Origin of the sequence: Aphanothece sacrum FPU1 (genome assembly GCF_003864295.1) — a bacterium.
GTDB classification, from domain to species: Bacteria; Cyanobacteriota; Cyanobacteriia; order Cyanobacteriales; family Microcystaceae; genus Aphanothece_B; species Aphanothece_B sacrum.
This window is the reverse complement of sequence record NZ_BDQK01000003.1, coordinates 196,675-215,318: the sequence shown is the minus strand read 5'-3', so window position 1 is coordinate 215,318 and position 18,644 is coordinate 196,675. Positions and strand designations below refer to the sequence as shown.

The following is an 18,644-nucleotide window of genomic DNA, read 5'->3' as shown; positions in this document are numbered from 1 at the left end:
AATACTGAAATTATAATTAATTCCACAAATCATATTTGGACATGGCAAATTATAATTGATGGATAGGCACAATAATTGGTTAATGCCATGCCCCTACAGGATGGTGAGAGTGTTGGGTTTCGTTCCTCAACCCAACCTACGGACTTCAATTGACCGTTGTTCGATGCTACCCTAAAAATAAGGCACTCTCTTAAGTAAGGGTAATAACACTGATGGGTATCAAAGATAAATTTCAATTACTCCCAATTCCTCCTCTAGAAAGTCTCATTTTAGCCTCCGCAGGAGTGTTAGTAGTTGCGTATATGTTTTGGCCTCGTTCGACTAAAATTCCTTTACAGCCTTATAGTGAATTTCTCGATCAAGTAGAACAAAATCAAGTTCTGTGTGTGCGTGTTCAACCAAATCAACTGGTTTACCAACTTAAAGATCCTCTTAAGAATTTAGAAGATGCCCTCGGTAATGTGCAGAAATCAGTTTCTGGGAGTAATCAAGCACAACAATGTGATTTAATCAAAGCAGACCAGACAACCGTTTCAGACAAAATCTTTTTAACAGTTCCCCTCAATGATCCCGAATTACCCAAATTATTACGCACTAAAGGTATCCTGTTTTATGCGGTGCAACCTGAAAGCGGTTTTTGGAGTACCTTATTAGCTTGGGTGGTTCCTCCAGTGATCCTGGTTTTGGCTATGCAGTTTCTTCTCTATCGTAATGAAGATCGGGGTTCCTTAGCCTTTAGTAAAAGTAAAGCCAAAGTCTATGTCGAAGGAGAAACCGCCAAAATTACCTTTAAAGATGTGGCCGGGGCCGAAGAAGCAAAAACCGAATTAGTCGAAATAGTCGAATTTCTCAAAAATCCCCAACGATTTAGTAAAATTGGGGCCCGTATTCCTAAAGGAGTCTTATTAGTCGGCCCTCCAGGTACAGGCAAAACCTTACTCGCTAAAGCGGTTGCGGGAGAAGCAGGAGTGACATTCTTTAGTATCTCTGCATCGGAATTTGTCGAATTATTTGTCGGGACTGGGGCCGCCAGAGTGCGGGATTTATTTGATCAGGCAAAAAAACAGGCCCCTTGTATTATTTTTATTGATGAATTAGACGCGATCGGTAAATCCCGTAGCGGGGGAACTTCTCACAGTGGGGGTAATGATGAACGAGAACAAACCCTTAATCAATTACTCACAGAGATGGATGGATTTAGTGTCGGAGATGCTACTGTAATCGTTTTAGCGGCTACTAACCGCCCCGAAACCCTTGATCCGGCATTATTGCGTCCTGGCCGCTTTGATCGTCAAGTTTTGGTAGATCGACCGGATTTATCAGGAAGACTGGAAATTTTAGAGATTTATGCCAAAAAAATTCAATTAGGCGAAGATCTCAACTTAAAAGAGATTGCTACCCAAACTCAAGGGTTTGCAGGGGCAGATTTAGCTAATTTAGTCAATGAAGCGGCTTTATTAGCAGCCCGAAATCAACGAGAATACGTACTCCAAGCAGATTTTAAAGAAGCTATAGAACGGGTAGTGGCCGGATTAGAGAAAAAAAGCCGTGTCCTGAATGATCAAGAAAGGAAAGTAGTAGCTTATCATGAGGTGGGTCATGCTTTGGTGGGGGCCGTCATGCCTGGTGGGGGAAAAGTGTCTAAAATTTCTATTATTCCCCGTGGTTTGTCTGCTTTGGGTTATACTCTAAAAATGCCCACAGAAGACCGTTTTTTGATGACTGATAAGGAATTTTGTCAACAAATTGCTATGTTACTCGGTGGACGGGTGGCCGAAGAAGTTGTTTTTGGGTCGGTGACGAATGGGGCCTCCGATGATTTGCAACGGGCCACAGATATTGCTGAACGCATGGTGACTAGCTATGGGATGAGTAAGGTGTTAGGTCCTTTGGCTTATGAAAAACGTCAACAAGGGGGTTTCTTAGGGGGTAATGAAGGACATTTACGCCGTATGGTCAGTGCAGAAACGTCTAAGGCCATTGATGAAGAAGTTAAACAAATTGTAGATTCTGGCCATCAACAAGCTTTGACAATTCTTAATAATAATCGTGAGTTATTAGAAATGATTGCTCAACATTTATTAAGTACAGAAATAATTGAAGGGGAAGAATTACAACAACTACTTGATCAAGTTAAAAATTAAGTTTAACTAATTTGCCATCTCAATCAATAATGATAACAAAATCTTCTATTTTGAGAGAGTGAACAATCCATTTGACATAATTACGTTTTTGTGTTAGTCGTGGTAATTGAGTAAAGTTAGATTAAAGTGCTTCTGGGGGACTGTTAAAATCCAGAACGGACAAAAGAAATGCACAAACGTCCCTGGCCGGATTTGAACCGGCGACCTAGCGCTTCAGATTGGTGTAAGTTTCCCTACTCTCTGGACTATTCCTTCACCTTAGGTCAAACTGCCTTTAGGTGGTGGCCGTTATGTTGTAGGCTCATTGAATGCTCTGTTCACTAATTCCCCTTAACTACCTACAACCAGTCTCTGCACCTTCTCTACCAGGGACGTAGAGCTTGGCTCAAGATTACCCTATCCTTAAACTTGGACTTAGGCTTCCTTGAATTTGACCACATTCATCTCTGACGTTTCCGCACAGGATGCCCGATATTTCAGGAGGCGCTCGCTCTATCCTACTGAGCCACAGGGACAATTAGGATTAACTCCTTGTCAATTATAATATTAAAGTGTCAGTCTTCCCAATGCAATCAAACGCGATTTTATAGAGAAATCTTTTATAATAAGAATTGTTAATTTAAAATGACAATTCTCAATATTTTGTCTAGTTACAGCAGGAATCATGATTGTCTCAATCTCAACTCAGTCATCAGCACAAGATACCCAAACCCTGAAAAGGGTTTGGCAAACTCTCCATCGTGAGAGTTGTCCCTATGACTATAATTTTCATATGCATACCCTTCATTCTGATGGAAGACTTAAACCAGAGGAATTAATTCAACAAGCAATTACCATTGGACTTAAGGGCATGGCCATTACTGATCACCATTCCCTTAATGGCTATCGGGTAGCCCAAAAATGGATTGATGACATTGGCCAAACATCCCCCCAAACTCCTCTCCCTCATCTATGGACAGGGATAGAAATAACTTCTTTGTTACTAGATATAGAAGTTCATATTTTGGGTTACGGATTTGACCCCAATCATCCCATTATACAACCCTATCTCACCGGAAACTCTCCCAAAGGTACTCAAGCTTTGGCCGAGCAAGTGATTAAAGCTTTACATCAAGCCGGAGGTTTAACAGTACTAGCTCATCCCTGCCGTTATCATCGTTCTGCTGTTGAGTTAATCCCAGCGATCGCTGATTTAGGCATTGATGGAATCGAAACTTTCTATGCCTATAGTAATCCTAAGCCTTGGAAAGCTAGTCTCAAAGAAACTGAACAAATGTTGACCCTTAGCCAATTTTATGGGCTTTTTAATACCTGTGGAACGGATACCCATGGGGTCAATTTACTCCAACGAATTTAATGTCTTAATTACTATTTATGCCCATTCACTATTCAACCGTTTCCAAGTTAATTGATGGGTCGTTTCTTCCCAATGCCAACGTAATAAATGGGCCGGTTGTCCAGGGCTAATACCCCCTAAGTTAAGAGCTTTTCTCGGTGATTCTGTCCCTAACGCGATGGCGATTCCTATCGGACAAATTTGCCATTCTACTAAGTTCTTAACCCCTACTAATAAGGGTAAGGTCGTCCCCGCTAAGGTTCCATCTGCTAATCTTGCTGTTCCTTCTTTAACTTCAATTTGTCGATCATCCCAAGGGTAAACCCCATCTTCTAAACCAATAGGGGCTAAAGCATCACTCACTAAAAATACTCCAGCTTCATAAAGACTTCCTCTTAATAATAATTCTATCATGGTTGGACTGACATGATTTCCATCCGCAATTAATCCACAATAAACTTTAGGATTTATCATGGCTTCTCCTAATAATCCTGGTTTACGATGATGCAATGGGGGCATAGCATTATAAGCATGAGTCACCATTGAAGCTCCTAATTTAAAGGCTTTCTTCGCTTCTTGAGCGGTGGCTTGAGAATGACCTAAACTAACAATAATTCCTTGGGATATTAAATATGAAATGACTTCATCACTAGGATCTAATTCGGGTGCTAATGTCATGATTTTAACCAGATGACCATATTCTCCTAATACCCATTCGACAGTTTCTTTCATAGGAGTTAATAAATATTGGGCGGGATGGGCCCCCTTTTTTTCATGGTTGAGAAATGGCCCTTCTAAATGCACTCCTAAAATTTTGGCTGTTTCTTTTTTTGCTTGGCTTTGAATCGCTAAAAAGTCATCAATTACTGATAGGGATCTCTTGATATTATCCACTGATGTTGTGACTAAAGTAGGCAAAAATCCATCAATCCCTTGTTCCCATAAATATTGACAGATCTTTTGTAGGGTCGGAATATGTTTTTCTCGTAGATTGGTAAAGGCTAATCCTAATCCTCCATTAATTTGTAAATCTACTCCCCCTAAAGATAACCAATCTCCTCTGACATCGTACAAAATTTCCGTTTTCTCTGGAGAAAATATCCCACTCATTAATTCTATTTTTTCAATTATTCCTTCTTCATTTATTGAGATTTGCTGCGTCTCTTTATATCCTGGTATTTTGGCGTTAATTATCTTAATATTTTTGAGCATTCTTGACTTCCCTAATTTTCTATATTTCTTAAGTATTTAAGTAAAATTAATTGCACAGACAGGGCGGGTTTATCTAGTTTTTTGTGAGCATCATTGATTAATGTAAAAAACCCGCCCCTACATATTTTATGTAATTAATTTTGTCTACCTACTTAATAATGTAGCAAAAAATTAGGCTGTTTTTCCTTGACTTATGGGACGAATTATGAAACAATGTATATTATAATTGAAGTCTATTCTTTTATTAATTACTGTCCATGATTCTATTATTAAGCATCTTAAAATTTACTATAACATAAAAGAAGATAAAAAGATAGCTTTTGGGTCGCAAAAATCTGTTTAAAGGTAATTCATGGAATACTCCTCAAAAAACACAATTTATCGAAAGGTTGGGTAGGTTCTGATATAATATAAGCGTAGCTCTAAAAGGTAAAATCAAGCATAATGAGGGAAAATACTCCCATTATCGGAATTATCATGGGAAGTGATTCGGACTTACCCACAATGAAAAGTGCGATCGCCATTTGTGAAACATTTGGGGTATCTTGGGAAGTAGCAATTGTTTCCGCCCATCGCACCCCAGAAAAGATGGTAGAATATAGTAAAACAGCCCATTTTAGAGGAATTAAAGTCATTATAGCAGGAGCAGGAGGAGCAGCCCATTTACCGGGGATGGTAGCATCATTAACGCCCTTACCTGTGATTGGTGTTCCCGTCGCCACAAAACACTTACAAGGAGTAGACTCATTATATTCTATTGTACAGATGCCTAAAGGAATTCCCGTAGCTACAGTAGGTATTGGAAATGGGGAGAACGCTGGATTATTAGCCGTACAAATTTTAGCAGTTAATGACCCAGACTTGCTGAAAAAAGTGCAAGAATACCGTCAAAATTTAACTCAAATAGTGCAAGAAAAGCAAACTAAATTAGAAGATATAGGCTATCAAAAGTATTTGGAACAATTGTAACTTAAGTTAAATTATAAAGTAAATAGTCATTAGGATTAATTAACAAGATATCAGATGATAATCAGTCTTATAGAGTATAGTTGGGACAGGTATTTTCATCAGAAAATCTTCAAAGAGACAAAGATAAATCTATGCCAAACCAGCAATAATCCTTAATGTCGAGGTCATTTTCGAGTATTAAGCATTATTTTAGACAGATATGTAGATAAACCGTTTACAATCAAAAATGTTACCACGTATAAGGACTAAAGTAGCATGAAAACAGACGCGACAGAGAAACAAGCCCGTATGAATACAAAAGTTATCGCCCCCCCTTGGAATATCGAGGAAAGCGAGCATTTATACCGCATTCAGGGTTGGGGAGATCCTTATTTTTCTATTAACGCGGCTGGCCATATTACTGTCTCTCCTGAAGGTGATCGCGGGGGTTCCTTAGATTTATACGAATTAGTTCAAGCGTTGCGACAACGTAATATTGGCTTACCTTTACTAATTAGATTTTCTGACATTTTAGCGGATCGATTAGCCCGTTTAAATGCGAGTTTTTCTAAAGCGATCGCTCGTTATAATTATCCGAATGTTTATCGAGGGGTTTATCCTGTTAAATGTAACCAACATCGTCATATTGTTGAAGCAGTGGTACATCATGGTCGCCCCTATCATTTTGGACTAGAAGCCGGATCTAAACCTGAATTAATGATAGCATTAGCGACATTAGATCCGAGTGTTTATCCAGCCAATGATCCGGCTTTAATTATTTGCAACGGGTACAAGGATCAAGAATATTTAGAAACGGCAATGTTGGCCACTCATTTAGGTCATAAACCGATCATTGTTATTGAACAGTTAAATGAATTATATGCGACGGTTGATATTAGTAAACGATTAGGATTAAAACCAGTGCTTGGGGTTCGAGCAAAGTTAAGCACTAAAGGTTCAGGACGTTGGGGCAGTTCAACAGGCGATCGGGCTAAATTTGGTTTAACTATTCCTCAAATGATAACAGCAATTGAGTATTTGAAATCTCAAGAAATGCTTGATTGTTTACAACTGTTACATTTTCATATTGGTTCTCAAATTTCTTCAATTAATGTGTTTAAAGATGCTATTCGAGAAGCCAGTCAAGTCTATGTGCAGTTAGCTAAGGCAGGGGCTAATATGAAATATCTGGATGTAGGAGGAGGATTAGGAGTTGATTATGATGGCTCAAAAACCAATTTTTACGCCTCTAAAAACTACGATATGCAAAGTTATGCTAATGATATTGTAGCGGAAATTCAAGAAGCTTGTGAGGGTTCTAAGTTACCCGAACCTATTTTAATTAGTGAAAGTGGACGAGCGATCGCGGCTCATCAATCTGTGCTAATTTTTGATGTTCTTAATACCAGTGATGTTCCGACTATTCCTCCTCCTCCTAATGGGGGAAATGATAATTTAATTATTCGCAATCTTTGGGAAACTTATGAGTCTATTAACCTCAAAAATTACCAAGAAATGTATCATGATGCGTCTCAATATAAAGAGGAAGCGATTAGTTTATTTAATTTTGGCTATCTAAGTTTACAGGAACGCGCCAGGGCTGAACAATTATATTGGGCTTGTTGTGGTAAAATTCTAGAAATGACCCGCCATCAAGAGTATGTTCCTGATGATCTTGAAGATTTAGAGAAGATCATGGCATCGATTTATTATGTTAATTTTTCGGTGTTTCAATCTGCTCCTGATTCTTGGGCTATTGATCAATTGTTTCCTATTATGCCAATTCATCGTCTTGATGAAGAACCAGAAAAAAGGGCAATTTTAGCGGATTTAACTTGTGATAGTGATGGAAAAATAGATCAATTTATTGATCTACGAGATGTTAAATCTGTCTTAGAATTACATTCTTTAAAAGAAGATAAGAGTGGATTAAATAGTGATAATTGTTCTTCGTTACCCCCCAAAGAACCTTATTATTTAGGTATGTTTTTGGTTGGGGCCTATCAGGAAATTATGGGCAATTTCCATAACTTATTTGGGGATATTAATGTAGTGCATATCCAAATGAATCCCAAGGGCTATAAAATTGAACACGTGGTTAAGGGAGATACGATTACTGAAGTTTTAGGTTATGTTCAATATGATGCAGAAGATTTACTAGAATCTATGCGTCAGCAGACGGAACACGCTTTACAAGATAATCGAATTGATTTTGATAAATCTCAACAATTATTAAAGGATTATGAGGGTAGTCTTTCCCGTTATACCTATTTAGTTTAAGTTAGTGACCGCCGTTCTACGGCGGTTATTTTTCTAGAAAAAGTTTTTTTAACCCTCAAAAATTAAGAATTTGCGTTATACTCCATAAAATATGCGTTATGAATCGATGACGATGATAAAGATCTAAAAAATGAGGATATGAACCCCATATATTACGACTATTATTACTACTATCAACAAGGATGTAATTTAGGCCAACAAGCAATACAGGCAGAAATGACTCAAAACTTTCCTGTCGCTGCTAATTTATACGCTCAAACAATTGAACAGATCAAACATTCGATAAGTATAGCTCGGCAGGTAGGACAATTTGTTTCTGGCTATGTATATTATTCGCTAGGATTTACCTATTTTCGTGCAGCATTAATGCAGACAACTTTAGGGTTTCAAGAGTTAGCACCAAATTATTTAACTGACTCCTTGGCTAATGTAAATCAAGCGATTGCTTTGAATCCTAACTTTTTTCAATATCATTCCTTGGCAGGAGAGATACTTCTAGCACAAGGAAATACAGTAGAAGCACAGAAGGCATTTTCATTCGCTCTACAACTTAATCCGATGGATGCTAAATCTTCTTGGATGTTAAGTTTTTTATATTCAGCTAGACAGCAAACGGCAATGGCAAATCAATACTATCAAAAAGCTCATCAAATACAACCTGATGCTCCACCAATACCATCAAATTTAGGCAAGACTTCAGGTTCAAATTGGCTAGATATAATAGTCCAAGTTTCCACTATTATAAAAAATTTATCACCTTCACCAGTTACTATTTATAATTCCAACTCTCAACAAGGAAATAGCAGTACTATGTCAAATGTTACTCAAACCCATTCTGGCAGTGGTGATAATGTTGCGACATCGGAGATCCAGATTTTTTTGGCTCATGCTAGTGAGGTAGTGTGTGGGATGAGCGGAGTCTGACCACAAATAATGACGAATACATTGTAAAGAATTGTAAAAGAATATTGACAGATAGACGAAGATGTGTACTGCGGGGCGGTTCCTGGGGCTACGATCCTGATTTCTGCCGTTCTGCTTTCCGCTACATCGACGTTTCGCGCGTCAACCACCTCCTCAATAGCGGTTTTCGTCTGGTATGCCTGTTCGGTAGACCTCTTTAACCCTCTGTTCTTTTCCCCTATTGCCCTTTATCCTTCCGTCAAATTTTTTTTTCTATTGTTACATTACTTAACATAAGTTAGTTAATTGTTACAATTTGGGGATTTCACAGGCAAGATGCGGCGTGCCACAATTGATGAGAGTATAACTTATAAGTTATACTCCGAGAATGAACTGGAGTGTTGAAACTTTAAACGAAACCGTAGATGCAGAACTAGCAGCATTACCAGCAGATATGCGTGCGCGGTTTATTTGGATTAGTAAGCTGATTACGGAACATGGTTTAGAAAATGTAGGGGAACCCTATGTCAAACATATAGAAAAAGCTTTGTGGGAAATTCGTCTTAAAGGGAGAGATGGAATTTCTCGTGCTTTATATGTCACTGTCAAACCCAAACGAGTTATTGTTGTGCGAGTTTTTATTAAGAAAACTCAGAAAATTCCCAGAAAAGAAATTGAACTTGCCCTAAAAAGGGCCCAGGAGATTGAAACATGACCCAAGTTTCCCAACTGCATCAGCAATGGTTAGAAGATCCAGAATATAAAACTGCTTATGAGGGGATGGCTTTAGAATTTGAAATTGCTTCAGCGATAATTTCTGCTAGAACCCAAGCTGGTTTAACTCAGGCAGAACTAGCTCAAAGAATGTCGGCTAAACAGTCTCAAATTGCACGATGGGAAGGTGGGGAACAAAATGCTACCATCAAAACATTAATGAGGATTGCGGAAGCGACGGGAACACATCTCAAAATTTCCTTTGAAAAGTCAAATTAGGATTGTAGTAATAACTAGAAAAATCTATGATAAACACACCATTTGAACCTAATCGCTCTGTGGCCAGCTTAACATTAGGAGAACTCGAAAACTTTATTAAACAAACCATTTATCAATATAATCAACAAAAATTAACCCATTCAGAAGATGATCAACCTTTTGATGAAACTGTCCCTTCTTTTTTACAAATTGTTACCGAAAATGCCGATAAAATTCCTGATAAACTTTGGGAAACGGTTCCAGAAGACGCTTCCGAAAATTTAGATTATTATTTATATAACATTCCCTACAATATTAATTAAAGTGGTTTCAAAATGACTCAAATAACAGAAACCTTAAAATTAGAACTTTCTCAGCTTTCTGTACAAGATCGTGCTGAAATTGCTCAATTTCTTATCCAATCTCTTGATGAAAATATAGATGAAAATTTAAAACAAGCTTGGGATAATGAACTAAATCAAAGATTAGCAGAAATTGGTGAGGGAAATGTTAGGGGCGAATTAGCTGAGCAAGTATTTCTGGAATTACGAGATAGATATTAAAGATTAAAATCAACCCTGTTACTTTGTTTTAAATTGGTGGGTTACAACGCGAATAAAAAGTTATTAGTTTTTTATAAAAATCATGGCCGCGTCTAACCCACTCTACTCGATTGTTTGACGCTAATTTGGTGTATTAAGATTCGAGTTTGTTGGGTTTCGTTCCTCAAACGCCACTTCCTCTACTTGGGGAAACCCCAAGACCGGAGTGGCTCCCCAACCTACAATCTATTGTCTTATTTTAGATTACTCTAAAAAGGTTTGAACTCTACCATTAGGGGTCAAAACTAAACGAATGGTTTGATTTTCCGACAGATCAAGCTTAGAGACAAAAGAATCTCCAGGTTTAGGAAGTCCCGTACTAGCCAGATAAAGGGTAGCCGCTTTCCCTAGAGGAACAGCTTGTTTGAGAGAACCATCAGGCCCAACGATGAGACGATATTCTAAAGTTTGTTTGACATCTGCGGCCGGTTGCCAGCGTTGTTGAATATATTGTCTAGCTTCTGCCACTTGAGGGATAGCATCAAGGAGAGTGGTTTCTAGAGGAGGTTTAGTGGTGACAGACGGCTCAAACTCAGTCGAAACATTATTACCATCAACCAGCGATCGCCCAGATAATGACTTAGCCGTTAGACGGGGAGGAGGAGTAAGAGGCGCGATCGCCATAATTTGAGCGGCGGGAGTGGAAGGCCAAGGCTGCATGACCATACCTCTACCAGCAGGAGGTAAAACAGGAACCCTGCCAGCCGTAGCAGGGTCTAAAGGAGGCGCATCAACAGCATTAGGAGGTTTAGGGGGTGCTGGAGGAACCACAGGCGCAGGCGGCAAAATAGCGAGGTTAGGAGATGTAATAGGACGGGAGGAATTACGGGGTGGAGGAGTTCCTGGACTAATTTTTGAGGGTGGTGGTAAAGGATCTCGACTAGCTAAAATAGGGGCTAAGGAAGGAGAGGGCAAAGGTTTGCCAGAAGGTGGGGGAACAGGGGGTAACACATCCAAAAAGCCCACAGGTTGCTCATTCTTTTCTTGAGTAGTATTAGAGGCAGAATTAGGGTTAAGTTGACGAAACCACTGAACCCCCACTGTAGGGACTACTACTGCCAGTATAGCCACTGTAACAGCCCCTATCCACACAGATAGTCCTTTCCCTCGCCAAGAAGTGGAAGCGGGTGTGACAACGGACTGTCCTTGAGTATAGCCTTCTAAAGCGTTGAGTAGATCAAATAATTGAGAAGCACTTAGAGTAATACCAGAATGAGAAGCTTGAATTTCGAGATCGGCAAATATTAATTGATGAGTCAGAAAACCTTGGGGTTGTAACCTGGGAGGATGACTCGACAAAAAAGAAGCATTATCAAGTATATTTGTCTGATTTGAATCAATTTTTTTCTCTAAGCAAGGAGTTAAACAACTAGAGGTTTGGTATAGTAAATTCTGCACATAGGAAGACACCACATCAGTGAGTAATTCAAGTTGAAGGTGATCTCCTGACAGGTTGACTTGTTCTTTTTCGGATAGTCTAGGATCGTCAAATTTTAGTTTAAAGTGTAAGTCATCAGGAGAAGCTTTTTTTGTCCAACGAGAGAATTTAGGGCGTTTGTCCCAAATTTCTAGGGTACAGGTTGGGGGTGTATAGCGTCGGATGGCAGACTCAGAAAATAACATCATAATTTTAACAGGAATATTAGCGAGTGTAGTCTAATAAGGCTATCCACAAACGGCGATGGCCATTAGGCGCACTATAAAACAGTAAATCTACTAAAAGTTTAGAGGCAAGTTTTGATAATTGGGAAGGGGAAAGACTCTCTGATGGAGGAATACAACCTTGATAGAGATCATTAAACTTTTCTATATAATTACCAAGTAAAGTTGTTCGATAAGGATCTTTATCTTGAAATGTCACCTGTTCTAGTAATGTAACAGCACGGCGAATAAATTCTTGATTTTGTTGTGCTAAGTGACAAATCAATAAAACTTGTCCTCGTGCCTGTTCTAATTGCAATTTTTTGCCAGATCTGCCATTATTTAGAGAAGGATTTAAGATACATTCTCGCCAAAGATTAAAGGTTTGGGCGATACTCATACTTATATTGAGTTCTTGGGCGGTTGCGAGTAGGGACTCACTATTGAGGTTTGTTAAGGCTTCTAAAGCCAATAATACTAAATCTAAATGAATTTGAATCTGATCGAGTTTTAGCCCTGTAGGAGCATGACTGAGGGTTAAATCTTCCCAATAGGGAACTAAAGATGGATTTATCGCCGTATTATTCATGAATTTGCTGGTTCTGATGATAAGAATTGTATCCTTAAATATAATCTATTTTCTTCTAATTATTAGTCTTATCAACTTATTTTGTAGGTTGGGTTGAGGAACGAAACCCAACCTAACTTTAACCATGTTAACCGATAATTATTAACTATTAACTATTAACTATCAGCATAGAGATTTTGTTGGGTTTCACTATCGTTCAACCCAACCTACCTATCAATGAAATACCTTTTAATTAAAGTACCTTATGGGTATGAGAATGCTGTTTAACATTATCTTCTGTCTTCACAACATTCACCGCATTAAGAACCCGCTTTCTTTCCAAAGAATAATTAAAATCCTTCTTTAAGTTGCCTAACTCAATATGAGATTTCGCTTCATTTCTACTTTTATAAGTTCGGACTGCTGCGGTGACTCGTTCAATAAAATTATCACAAAATTGAGCAGAATCAGGAAAATCAGACGGCTTTTGTAAAGTATCTGCCATTAAAAATTCCCCTACTAATTTAGCACAAGCCCATTGATAAGAAGTAGGAATTCCCTTAAGAATCGCTTCTAAAGCGGCCGAAGGAATAGGTTCAATAATTTCAACCTCATGAAATTCTCCATCCTCTTTAAGAAAACAGGTAGCTAACCCAAAAACACAATAATCATCGACACTAATATCAGGTGCATCAAGCAGTAAGGTTGCGGTTGCCATAAACTTATCGTTCAATCCCTACAGGAATAATCAATTAAGATTTTAACAGGAATTGAGTTACAAAGGGCGATTTCACATAATATATTTGTTGAAACCATCAATTATTGTTAAAACCATCAATTGCCGTTAAAAACTTGCCCCTACCATTTACTTTGTTTGATAGACTTGTTTTATCACTAAAATTCTTACTTATAAGTACCGTGCGCAAAATTAATTGCATAGTCGGGGCGGGTTTTGATATAGTTGTAATGGTTGAGTAACAATGGTTTTAGGGGCGGGTTTATCTAGTTTTTTTGTGAGAATCATTGATTTATGTAAAAAACCCGCCCCTACAAAAACCCGCCCCTACAAATTTTGTGTAATTAATTTTATTTACCTACTTATGAATATTCGTATTGGTAACGGTTATGATATCCATCGTCTTGTATTAGGAAGACCCCTAATTTTAGGAGGAGTTGAAATCTCCCACACCGTAGGATTACTCGGTCATAGTGATGCTGATGTGCTGACTCATGCTATTATGGATGCTATGTTAGGGGCCTTAAGTTTAGGCGATATTGGCCATTATTTCCCCCCTTCTGACCCCCAATGGGCCGGGGCTAATAGTTTAATCTTATTACAACAGGTTAATCAATTAGTGCGATCGCAAGGATGGCAAATCGGGAATATTGATTCGGTAATTGTGGCAGAAAAACCGAAAATGAAGTCCCATATCCCGACAATGCGCGATAAACTCGCTCATACTTTAGAAATTGACCCTAATCAAATTGGCATTAAAGCTACCACCAATGAACAATTAGGACCCGTCGGACGAGAAGAAGGTATTGCTGTTTATGCAGTTGTTCTTTTAATTGTCGTACCGGAGAAAACCCAATCATCATTTTGAAGGAGGAAGTCCCTTCAACGAAATCAACGCATCCATTACTAATTTAGCCACAGGTGCAGCAACCGTTGACCCGAAGGTATTACCCCCTTTCGGTTCATCCACCACCACTAAAACCACGTATCTAGGGGACTGAACCGGCAAAATCGCCACAAAACTCGTAATTTTGGCATTGGGCAAATATCCACCTCTGGGGCCCGCTTTTTGGGCAGTTCCCGTTTTCCCACCAATACGATAACCCGGAATTTTAGAGACTTCTCCCGAACCACTATTAACCACTGTTTCCATCATATTAACCACCTGTTGAGTCACTTTAGGCGGGAAAATAGAGTGAGTCTCATGATTCGGTTTCCAGTGTAAATTACCGTCAACATCTACTAACCCCCGCACCAAATGAGGAGTCACCAACTTACCCCCATTGGCTAAAGCACCATGTAACTGTACTAATTTCATCGGTGTTAGAGAGAAACCCTGACCAAAAGATGTTGTTGCTTGTTCAATTCCTTGACTGGTAAAAACATCCTTACTTTTAAGATGGCCAGAGGCCTCTCCTGGGAGATCAATTCCTGTTTTTTGGTTGAGTTTTAGCTTTTGTAACCGATTATAATAGTCTTCTCGACTTAATCGCCGCATCATCTGAACCATAGCCACATTACTCGACACTTGTAAGACTTTAGCTACGTTAATGTTGCCATTTCCGGCTTTACTGGCATTGTAGATTTTCCAACCATCCACGGTTACTAACCCAGAATCATTAAATACCGAATTCGGTTCAATAACCCCTGCTTCTAAAGCTAAAGCCACATTAATCGGTTTAAAGGTTGATCCTGGCTCATAAAGGTCACTAACTGTCCAATTTTTAAATAATTCTACCTTAGACTTATAAAATTGATTGGGATTAAAGGTTGGCTCACACACTAAAGATAACAAAGAACCATCACTCGAATCCATGACAATAACGGCCCCCCGTTTAGCATTAAACTTCTTTAATTGTTGTTGTAACGCCGAACGAGCCGCCCGTTGTAAACGCATATCTAAGGTTAATTGTACCTGCCAATCATTAGACTTGAGTAAATCTTCTGGCAAAAAGGCCGGCATGATTTCCCCTAAAGCAGTACGCCGCACATATAAACTCGTTAAATCCCGTTCTAATAGGTTTTCCTGACTCAATTCCATTCCTGCTTGGCCATGGCGATCGCCATCTACATAACCAATGATATCAGCGGCCATTTGTTCTTGGGGATAAAAACGGGCATAAGCTTCATTGAGTTCTACCCCATCAAGTTTCAATTTTCGCAGACGTTGTGTCACTCCTTCAGGTAAACCGCGCGCAATAACAACCCCAGTTTTGCGCTCTTTAAACCGTTCTAAAAGTTGTTGAGGGGTTTGATTTTCCAGAATTTCTGACAATTTAGCCGCAATTTCTTCTTTGGGCAGTTTCAATTGAATTGGGTGAACATAGAGAATATATTCTAGATGATCACTAGCTAGGACATTTCCCTGACTATCAATAATTGAGCGTCGTGGGATATAAGGCCGCAAATTGACCGTTTGTTGTGAACGAGCTTTTTTTTGTAATTCAGCCCCTTGAACAATTTGTAACTGATAGAGTTTCCAGCTTAACCCCATCATACAGGCCAACAGAAACCCCCAAACCATTAAGAGTCGTAGTTTGGGTAAAGTGGTCGGTTTAGTTTTAGGGGGAGGGGAAGAAACAGAAGAAACCTGCCGCGACTGGTTCCGTTTGGCAAAAGAACGACGCTTTCTAGGAAATGAATTATTTTTTGGGGAAGGTTTGTTAAACGGAGAATTCCTCATAATTATGATTGACTTCGTTTGTAAATTAGATAAACTCGCCCGTACAATAAACCAGCCCCCTATTACTCAACTGATCACTGATTTAATAAGCAACAGGAGCTTTACCTACTAAGGGTTCTCCTTCAGTTGAAGTAGTAACAGGGGGAACCGCAATCGGAATATTAGGCGTTTGCGGTAGAAAAATTGATTGACTCGGTTGAGGGGCGGTTAAACCTGAACCAGCTTGTTCAGCTTGTTCAGCTAATTTGTGTTTTAACGTTTCATTCGTGGTTACTAAACGACGTTCGTGACCTTGTAAGGTCTCTAATTTTGTAAATTGTTTACTCCAGAGGTTGGGGGCGTAAACTGTCCAACCATAAACCCCTAATGTCAGACCTATTAACCCAAAAGTAACTACCGTCGAGCTTTTTTGTACCAGCAAAAGAAATTGAAGGGCTAAGGGAAGTTGACCGCAACGGTTAGGTAGTTGGGTAATTGTAGCACGACTGAGGGAGGAGGACTGGGAACGGCCTGTAGTCTTAGCCGATTTTCTTAAACGGGAAGGGGGTGATGTGGGTGAATAATCACGTAAAGCAGTCATAATCTCCTCAAGTAAGAACTGTTAGCCACTAGGCTTGATGATACTGACTCTTGTTATAGAATCTTAATCTCTTTTGCTCTGTGTTGACGCAGATGACTTAATGTAAGTTGCCTTGACTCAATATCCCTAAATTTTTTAGATTCCTTTCACGTTCTCTGTCTTTATCAGTATTTATGTTTTATCTTAAGCCTTCCCTTGAATAGTATCAAGTCCCCACAAAAGTCCTTAAAATTGAGTGAAGATTGACCACTGAGCCAATAACCGCGATCGCAGGAGCTTCAAATTGTTGAGCTTCCACTTGTTCAACAATGGTAGCCAATGTTGCGATCAACTGTTCTTGCTCCGGTCGAGTTCCCCAACGAACTAAGGCGATCGCGGTTTGAGAAGTTAAACCCCCTTGTTGCAATTGGTCTACAATATACCCTAAGTTGTGGAGACCCATGTAAATAACAATGGTTTCTGAGCCTTGAGCAATAGCTTGCCAATTGACTTGAGGGCGGTATTTTCCGGCAGATTCATGACCCGTGACAAAGGTGACAGAAGAACTATAATCTCGATGGGTTAAAGGAATACCCGCATAAGCTGGAGCAGCTATCCCTGAAGTAATACCAGGAACTACCTCTACGGGAATACCCGCTTTAATTAAATCTGCCATTTCTTCTCCTCCCCGACCAAAAACAAAGGGATCACCCCCTTTAAGTCGCACTATAATAGCATGGGTTTGCGCTTTTTCAATCAATAACTGGGTCGTTTCCTCTTGTAACTTAGAGTGACGGCCCCGTCGTTTTCCAGCATGAATTTTTTCGGCGCGATCGCTGATCATGGCCAAGATAGGAGGACTGACTAAAGCATCATAAACCACCACATCAGCGTTTTCTAGTAGGGTTTTCCCTTTGAGGGTCATTAACCCAGGATCACCGGGGCCGGCCCCGACGAGGTAAACTTTGCCTAATGTTGGACTCATAAACGATCAATAATCAATTGGGCTAATTCGGGAGTTGCACCTAACGGATGTGCTAACTGTAATTGGACTTGGGGTAAAGTCGTCTGTAATTGTTCGATTTGTTGGGCGATCGCCCTAATAATACCTCCAGGAAAGAGAAAATAAGGGACGATGGTGATCCGTTCTTTGCCTTGTTGGGCCAGTATAGTAATTTGTTGGGCTAAACTCGGAGCAACAGACCAATAAGCCGCCACAGCATTTAAACTTATGGCCATGGCTTTAACAGGCTCATTGCCCCCCGGATAGCGACTACCGTGAGCTAAAATAATTTTTCCTTCTTGGGTTTGAGAGGGGAACTGACGGGCAATCAGTTCGGTTAACCCTCTATTACTTCCCAAATAAGGACATAATTCTAGGGTACAGGTATGTCCTAAAACTTGTTGTGCGATCGCGATTTCTTTAGGGATATCTTCGGTGACGTGAACCCCTGGTAATAGAAATAAAGGGATAATCTTAAGGTTTTTCTGACCTCTTGTATTAACTTGCTGCGCCACCTGTTGAATTTTTATGTTCAAAGGTACTGAAGTAAGTTCCAGAGAAGCGGTTTCTACTAGGATAGGGGATAGAGGGGTGAGTACTGCAGTCTTATTGTAATTTTTTTCTAATTCTAGATAAATCATGCCCCCAAGTCTTACACTTAATTGCTGTTTAAGTAAATAAGCTAACCGTTCAAGAGCCATTTGGGGACGGGGATCACGGCTACCATGGGAAACGAGAAGATAAGCTGATGTTAAAGTCAAGGTTTTTAACTCTCTACCGCGAGAAGTCCCCCGATTTATCGGTGGGTATGTCACGATAAATCTTATTAATTATGCTAACTGAGTTTATCTTTTTGTGCCAGAAAACCGCCTCTTTAGAGGCCCGATGAAGGGCATTCGCTTTGTTAATCGGGTCTGTCCTGTCACATTTTAAGGAATCAACCGAAATAACTGTTAACTGATAACTGTTAACTGATAACTGATAACTGTGTTAAACCCGTACTGAACTTCTCCGAGGGTCGGAAAACACCACTTACCCAATTGTTAGCACTCACTAC

General features: G+C 39.5%; 18 protein-coding genes. 10 read left to right on the top strand and 8 right to left on the bottom strand.

The window, feature by feature from the left end:
- Positions 1 to 212 precede the first annotated feature (212 nt).
- Positions 213 to 2,144 (top strand): ATP-dependent zinc metalloprotease FtsH, encoded by a 1,932-nt coding sequence (gene ftsH, locus AsFPU1_RS05545; RefSeq protein WP_124978487.1) that lies wholly within the window; start codon positions 213 to 215, stop codon positions 2,142 to 2,144.
- Between the two features lie 664 nt (positions 2,145 to 2,808).
- Positions 2,809 to 3,501 (top strand): PHP domain-containing protein, encoded by a 693-nt coding sequence (locus AsFPU1_RS05540; protein ID WP_124978485.1) that lies wholly within the window; start codon positions 2,809 to 2,811, stop codon positions 3,499 to 3,501.
- 15 nt (positions 3,502 to 3,516) lie between these two features.
- Here AsFPU1_RS05540 and nagA read toward each other — a convergent pair whose 3' ends face one another.
- Positions 3,517 to 4,692: an N-acetylglucosamine-6-phosphate deacetylase gene (gene nagA, locus AsFPU1_RS05535; RefSeq protein ID WP_124978483.1), complete on the bottom strand. Its 1,176-nt coding sequence runs from the start codon at positions 4,690 to 4,692 to the stop codon at positions 3,517 to 3,519.
- Between the two features lie 444 nt (positions 4,693 to 5,136).
- Between nagA and purE the strand changes: the two genes are divergently transcribed.
- From purE to AsFPU1_RS05500, 7 genes are all read left to right on the top strand, one after another.
- Positions 5,137 to 5,661: a 5-(carboxyamino)imidazole ribonucleotide mutase gene (gene purE / locus AsFPU1_RS05530; RefSeq protein WP_124978481.1), complete on the top strand. Its 525-nt coding sequence runs from the start codon at positions 5,137 to 5,139 to the stop codon at positions 5,659 to 5,661.
- 255 nt (positions 5,662 to 5,916) lie between these two features.
- On the top strand, positions 5,917 to 7,920 hold the full coding sequence (gene speA / locus AsFPU1_RS05525; protein ID WP_124978479.1) for a biosynthetic arginine decarboxylase: 2,004 nt from the start codon (positions 5,917 to 5,919) through the stop codon (positions 7,918 to 7,920).
- Between the two features lie 138 nt (positions 7,921 to 8,058).
- Complete coding sequence (locus AsFPU1_RS05520) at positions 8,059 to 8,844, top strand: tetratricopeptide repeat protein (protein ID WP_124978477.1); 786 nt, start codon at positions 8,059 to 8,061, stop codon at positions 8,842 to 8,844.
- A 367-nt stretch (positions 8,845 to 9,211) separates the two neighbouring features.
- Entirely contained in the window at positions 9,212 to 9,538 is a 327-nt protein-coding gene (locus tag AsFPU1_RS05515) for a type II toxin-antitoxin system RelE/ParE family toxin (protein ID WP_124978475.1), read from the top strand.
- On the top strand, positions 9,535 to 9,816 hold the full coding sequence (locus AsFPU1_RS05510; protein WP_124978473.1) for a helix-turn-helix domain-containing protein: 282 nt from the start codon (positions 9,535 to 9,537) through the stop codon (positions 9,814 to 9,816). The genes AsFPU1_RS05515 and AsFPU1_RS05510 overlap by 4 nt, the downstream gene beginning before the upstream one ends.
- Positions 9,817 to 9,842: 26 nt before the next feature.
- Positions 9,843 to 10,118, top strand: a complete 276-nt coding sequence (locus tag AsFPU1_RS05505; protein WP_124978471.1) for a hypothetical protein — start codon at positions 9,843 to 9,845, stop codon at positions 10,116 to 10,118.
- Positions 10,119 to 10,130: 12 nt separating this feature from the next.
- Positions 10,131 to 10,358, top strand: coding sequence for an addiction module protein (locus AsFPU1_RS05500; protein ID WP_124978469.1), 228 nt, complete (start codon positions 10,131 to 10,133; stop codon positions 10,356 to 10,358).
- A gap of 243 nt (positions 10,359 to 10,601) precedes the next feature.
- Here AsFPU1_RS05500 and AsFPU1_RS05495 read toward each other — a convergent pair whose 3' ends face one another.
- From AsFPU1_RS05495 to AsFPU1_RS05485, 3 genes are all read right to left on the bottom strand, one after another.
- Positions 10,602 to 12,023, bottom strand: a complete 1,422-nt coding sequence (locus AsFPU1_RS05495) for a DUF4335 domain-containing protein (protein WP_124978467.1) — start codon at positions 12,021 to 12,023, stop codon at positions 10,602 to 10,604.
- Between the two features lie 16 nt (positions 12,024 to 12,039).
- Positions 12,040 to 12,627: a DUF3038 domain-containing protein gene (locus AsFPU1_RS05490; RefSeq protein ID WP_124978465.1), complete on the bottom strand. Its 588-nt coding sequence runs from the start codon at positions 12,625 to 12,627 to the stop codon at positions 12,040 to 12,042.
- A gap of 232 nt (positions 12,628 to 12,859) precedes the next feature.
- Positions 12,860 to 13,324, bottom strand: a complete 465-nt coding sequence (locus tag AsFPU1_RS05485; protein ID WP_124978463.1) for a hypothetical protein — start codon at positions 13,322 to 13,324, stop codon at positions 12,860 to 12,862.
- A 382-nt stretch (positions 13,325 to 13,706) separates the two neighbouring features.
- Between AsFPU1_RS05485 and ispF the strand changes: the two genes are divergently transcribed.
- Positions 13,707 to 14,210 (top strand): 2-C-methyl-D-erythritol 2,4-cyclodiphosphate synthase, encoded by a 504-nt coding sequence (ispF, locus tag AsFPU1_RS05480; protein WP_124978461.1) that lies wholly within the window; start codon positions 13,707 to 13,709, stop codon positions 14,208 to 14,210.
- Here ispF and AsFPU1_RS05475 read toward each other — a convergent pair.
- The 4 genes from AsFPU1_RS05475 to AsFPU1_RS05460 form a co-directional block, all read right to left on the bottom strand.
- Positions 14,202 to 16,025, bottom strand: a complete 1,824-nt coding sequence (locus AsFPU1_RS05475; protein ID WP_124978459.1) for a peptidoglycan D,D-transpeptidase FtsI family protein — start codon at positions 16,023 to 16,025, stop codon at positions 14,202 to 14,204. The genes ispF and AsFPU1_RS05475 overlap by 9 nt on opposite strands.
- Positions 16,026 to 16,107: 82 nt before the next feature.
- Positions 16,108 to 16,605: a hypothetical protein gene (locus AsFPU1_RS05470; RefSeq protein WP_124978457.1), complete on the bottom strand. Its 498-nt coding sequence runs from the start codon at positions 16,603 to 16,605 to the stop codon at positions 16,108 to 16,110.
- A gap of 205 nt (positions 16,606 to 16,810) precedes the next feature.
- A complete protein-coding gene (cobA, locus tag AsFPU1_RS05465; protein ID WP_124978455.1) occupies positions 16,811 to 17,569 on the bottom strand; it encodes a uroporphyrinogen-III C-methyltransferase in 759 nt (252 codons plus the stop codon).
- Complete coding sequence (locus AsFPU1_RS05460; protein WP_227873677.1) at positions 17,566 to 18,402, bottom strand: sirohydrochlorin chelatase; 837 nt, start codon at positions 18,400 to 18,402, stop codon at positions 17,566 to 17,568. The genes cobA and AsFPU1_RS05460 overlap by 4 nt, the downstream gene beginning before the upstream one ends.
- Positions 18,403 to 18,644 lie beyond the last annotated feature (242 nt).

Excerpts from the sequence above, each read along its gene's own strand:
- ftsH (WP_124978487.1), top strand. The coding sequence starts at position 213 with ATGGGTATCAAAGATAAATTTCAATTACTCCCAATTCCTCCTCTAGAA.
- AsFPU1_RS05540 (WP_124978485.1), top strand. The coding sequence starts at position 2,809 with ATGATTGTCTCAATCTCAACTCAGTCATCAGCACAAGATACCCAAACC.
- nagA (WP_124978483.1), bottom strand. The coding sequence starts at position 4,692 with ATGCTCAAAAATATTAAGATAATTAACGCCAAAATACCAGGATATAAA.
- purE (WP_124978481.1), top strand. The coding sequence starts at position 5,137 with ATGAGGGAAAATACTCCCATTATCGGAATTATCATGGGAAGTGATTCG.
- speA (WP_124978479.1), top strand. The coding sequence starts at position 5,917 with ATGAAAACAGACGCGACAGAGAAACAAGCCCGTATGAATACAAAAGTT.
- AsFPU1_RS05520 (WP_124978477.1), top strand. The coding sequence starts at position 8,059 with ATGAACCCCATATATTACGACTATTATTACTACTATCAACAAGGATGT.
- AsFPU1_RS05515 (WP_124978475.1), top strand. The coding sequence starts at position 9,212 with ATGAACTGGAGTGTTGAAACTTTAAACGAAACCGTAGATGCAGAACTA.
- AsFPU1_RS05510 (WP_124978473.1), top strand. The coding sequence starts at position 9,535 with ATGACCCAAGTTTCCCAACTGCATCAGCAATGGTTAGAAGATCCAGAA.
- AsFPU1_RS05505 (WP_124978471.1), top strand. The coding sequence starts at position 9,843 with ATGATAAACACACCATTTGAACCTAATCGCTCTGTGGCCAGCTTAACA.
- AsFPU1_RS05500 (WP_124978469.1), top strand. The coding sequence starts at position 10,131 with ATGACTCAAATAACAGAAACCTTAAAATTAGAACTTTCTCAGCTTTCT.
- AsFPU1_RS05495 (WP_124978467.1), bottom strand. The coding sequence starts at position 12,023 with ATGATGTTATTTTCTGAGTCTGCCATCCGACGCTATACACCCCCAACC.
- AsFPU1_RS05490 (WP_124978465.1), bottom strand. The coding sequence starts at position 12,627 with ATGAATAATACGGCGATAAATCCATCTTTAGTTCCCTATTGGGAAGAT.
- AsFPU1_RS05485 (WP_124978463.1), bottom strand. The coding sequence starts at position 13,324 with ATGGCAACCGCAACCTTACTGCTTGATGCACCTGATATTAGTGTCGAT.
- ispF (WP_124978461.1), top strand. The coding sequence starts at position 13,707 with ATGAATATTCGTATTGGTAACGGTTATGATATCCATCGTCTTGTATTA.
- AsFPU1_RS05475 (WP_124978459.1), bottom strand. The coding sequence starts at position 16,025 with ATGAGGAATTCTCCGTTTAACAAACCTTCCCCAAAAAATAATTCATTT.
- AsFPU1_RS05470 (WP_124978457.1), bottom strand. The coding sequence starts at position 16,605 with ATGACTGCTTTACGTGATTATTCACCCACATCACCCCCTTCCCGTTTA.
- cobA (WP_124978455.1), bottom strand. The coding sequence starts at position 17,569 with ATGAGTCCAACATTAGGCAAAGTTTACCTCGTCGGGGCCGGCCCCGGT.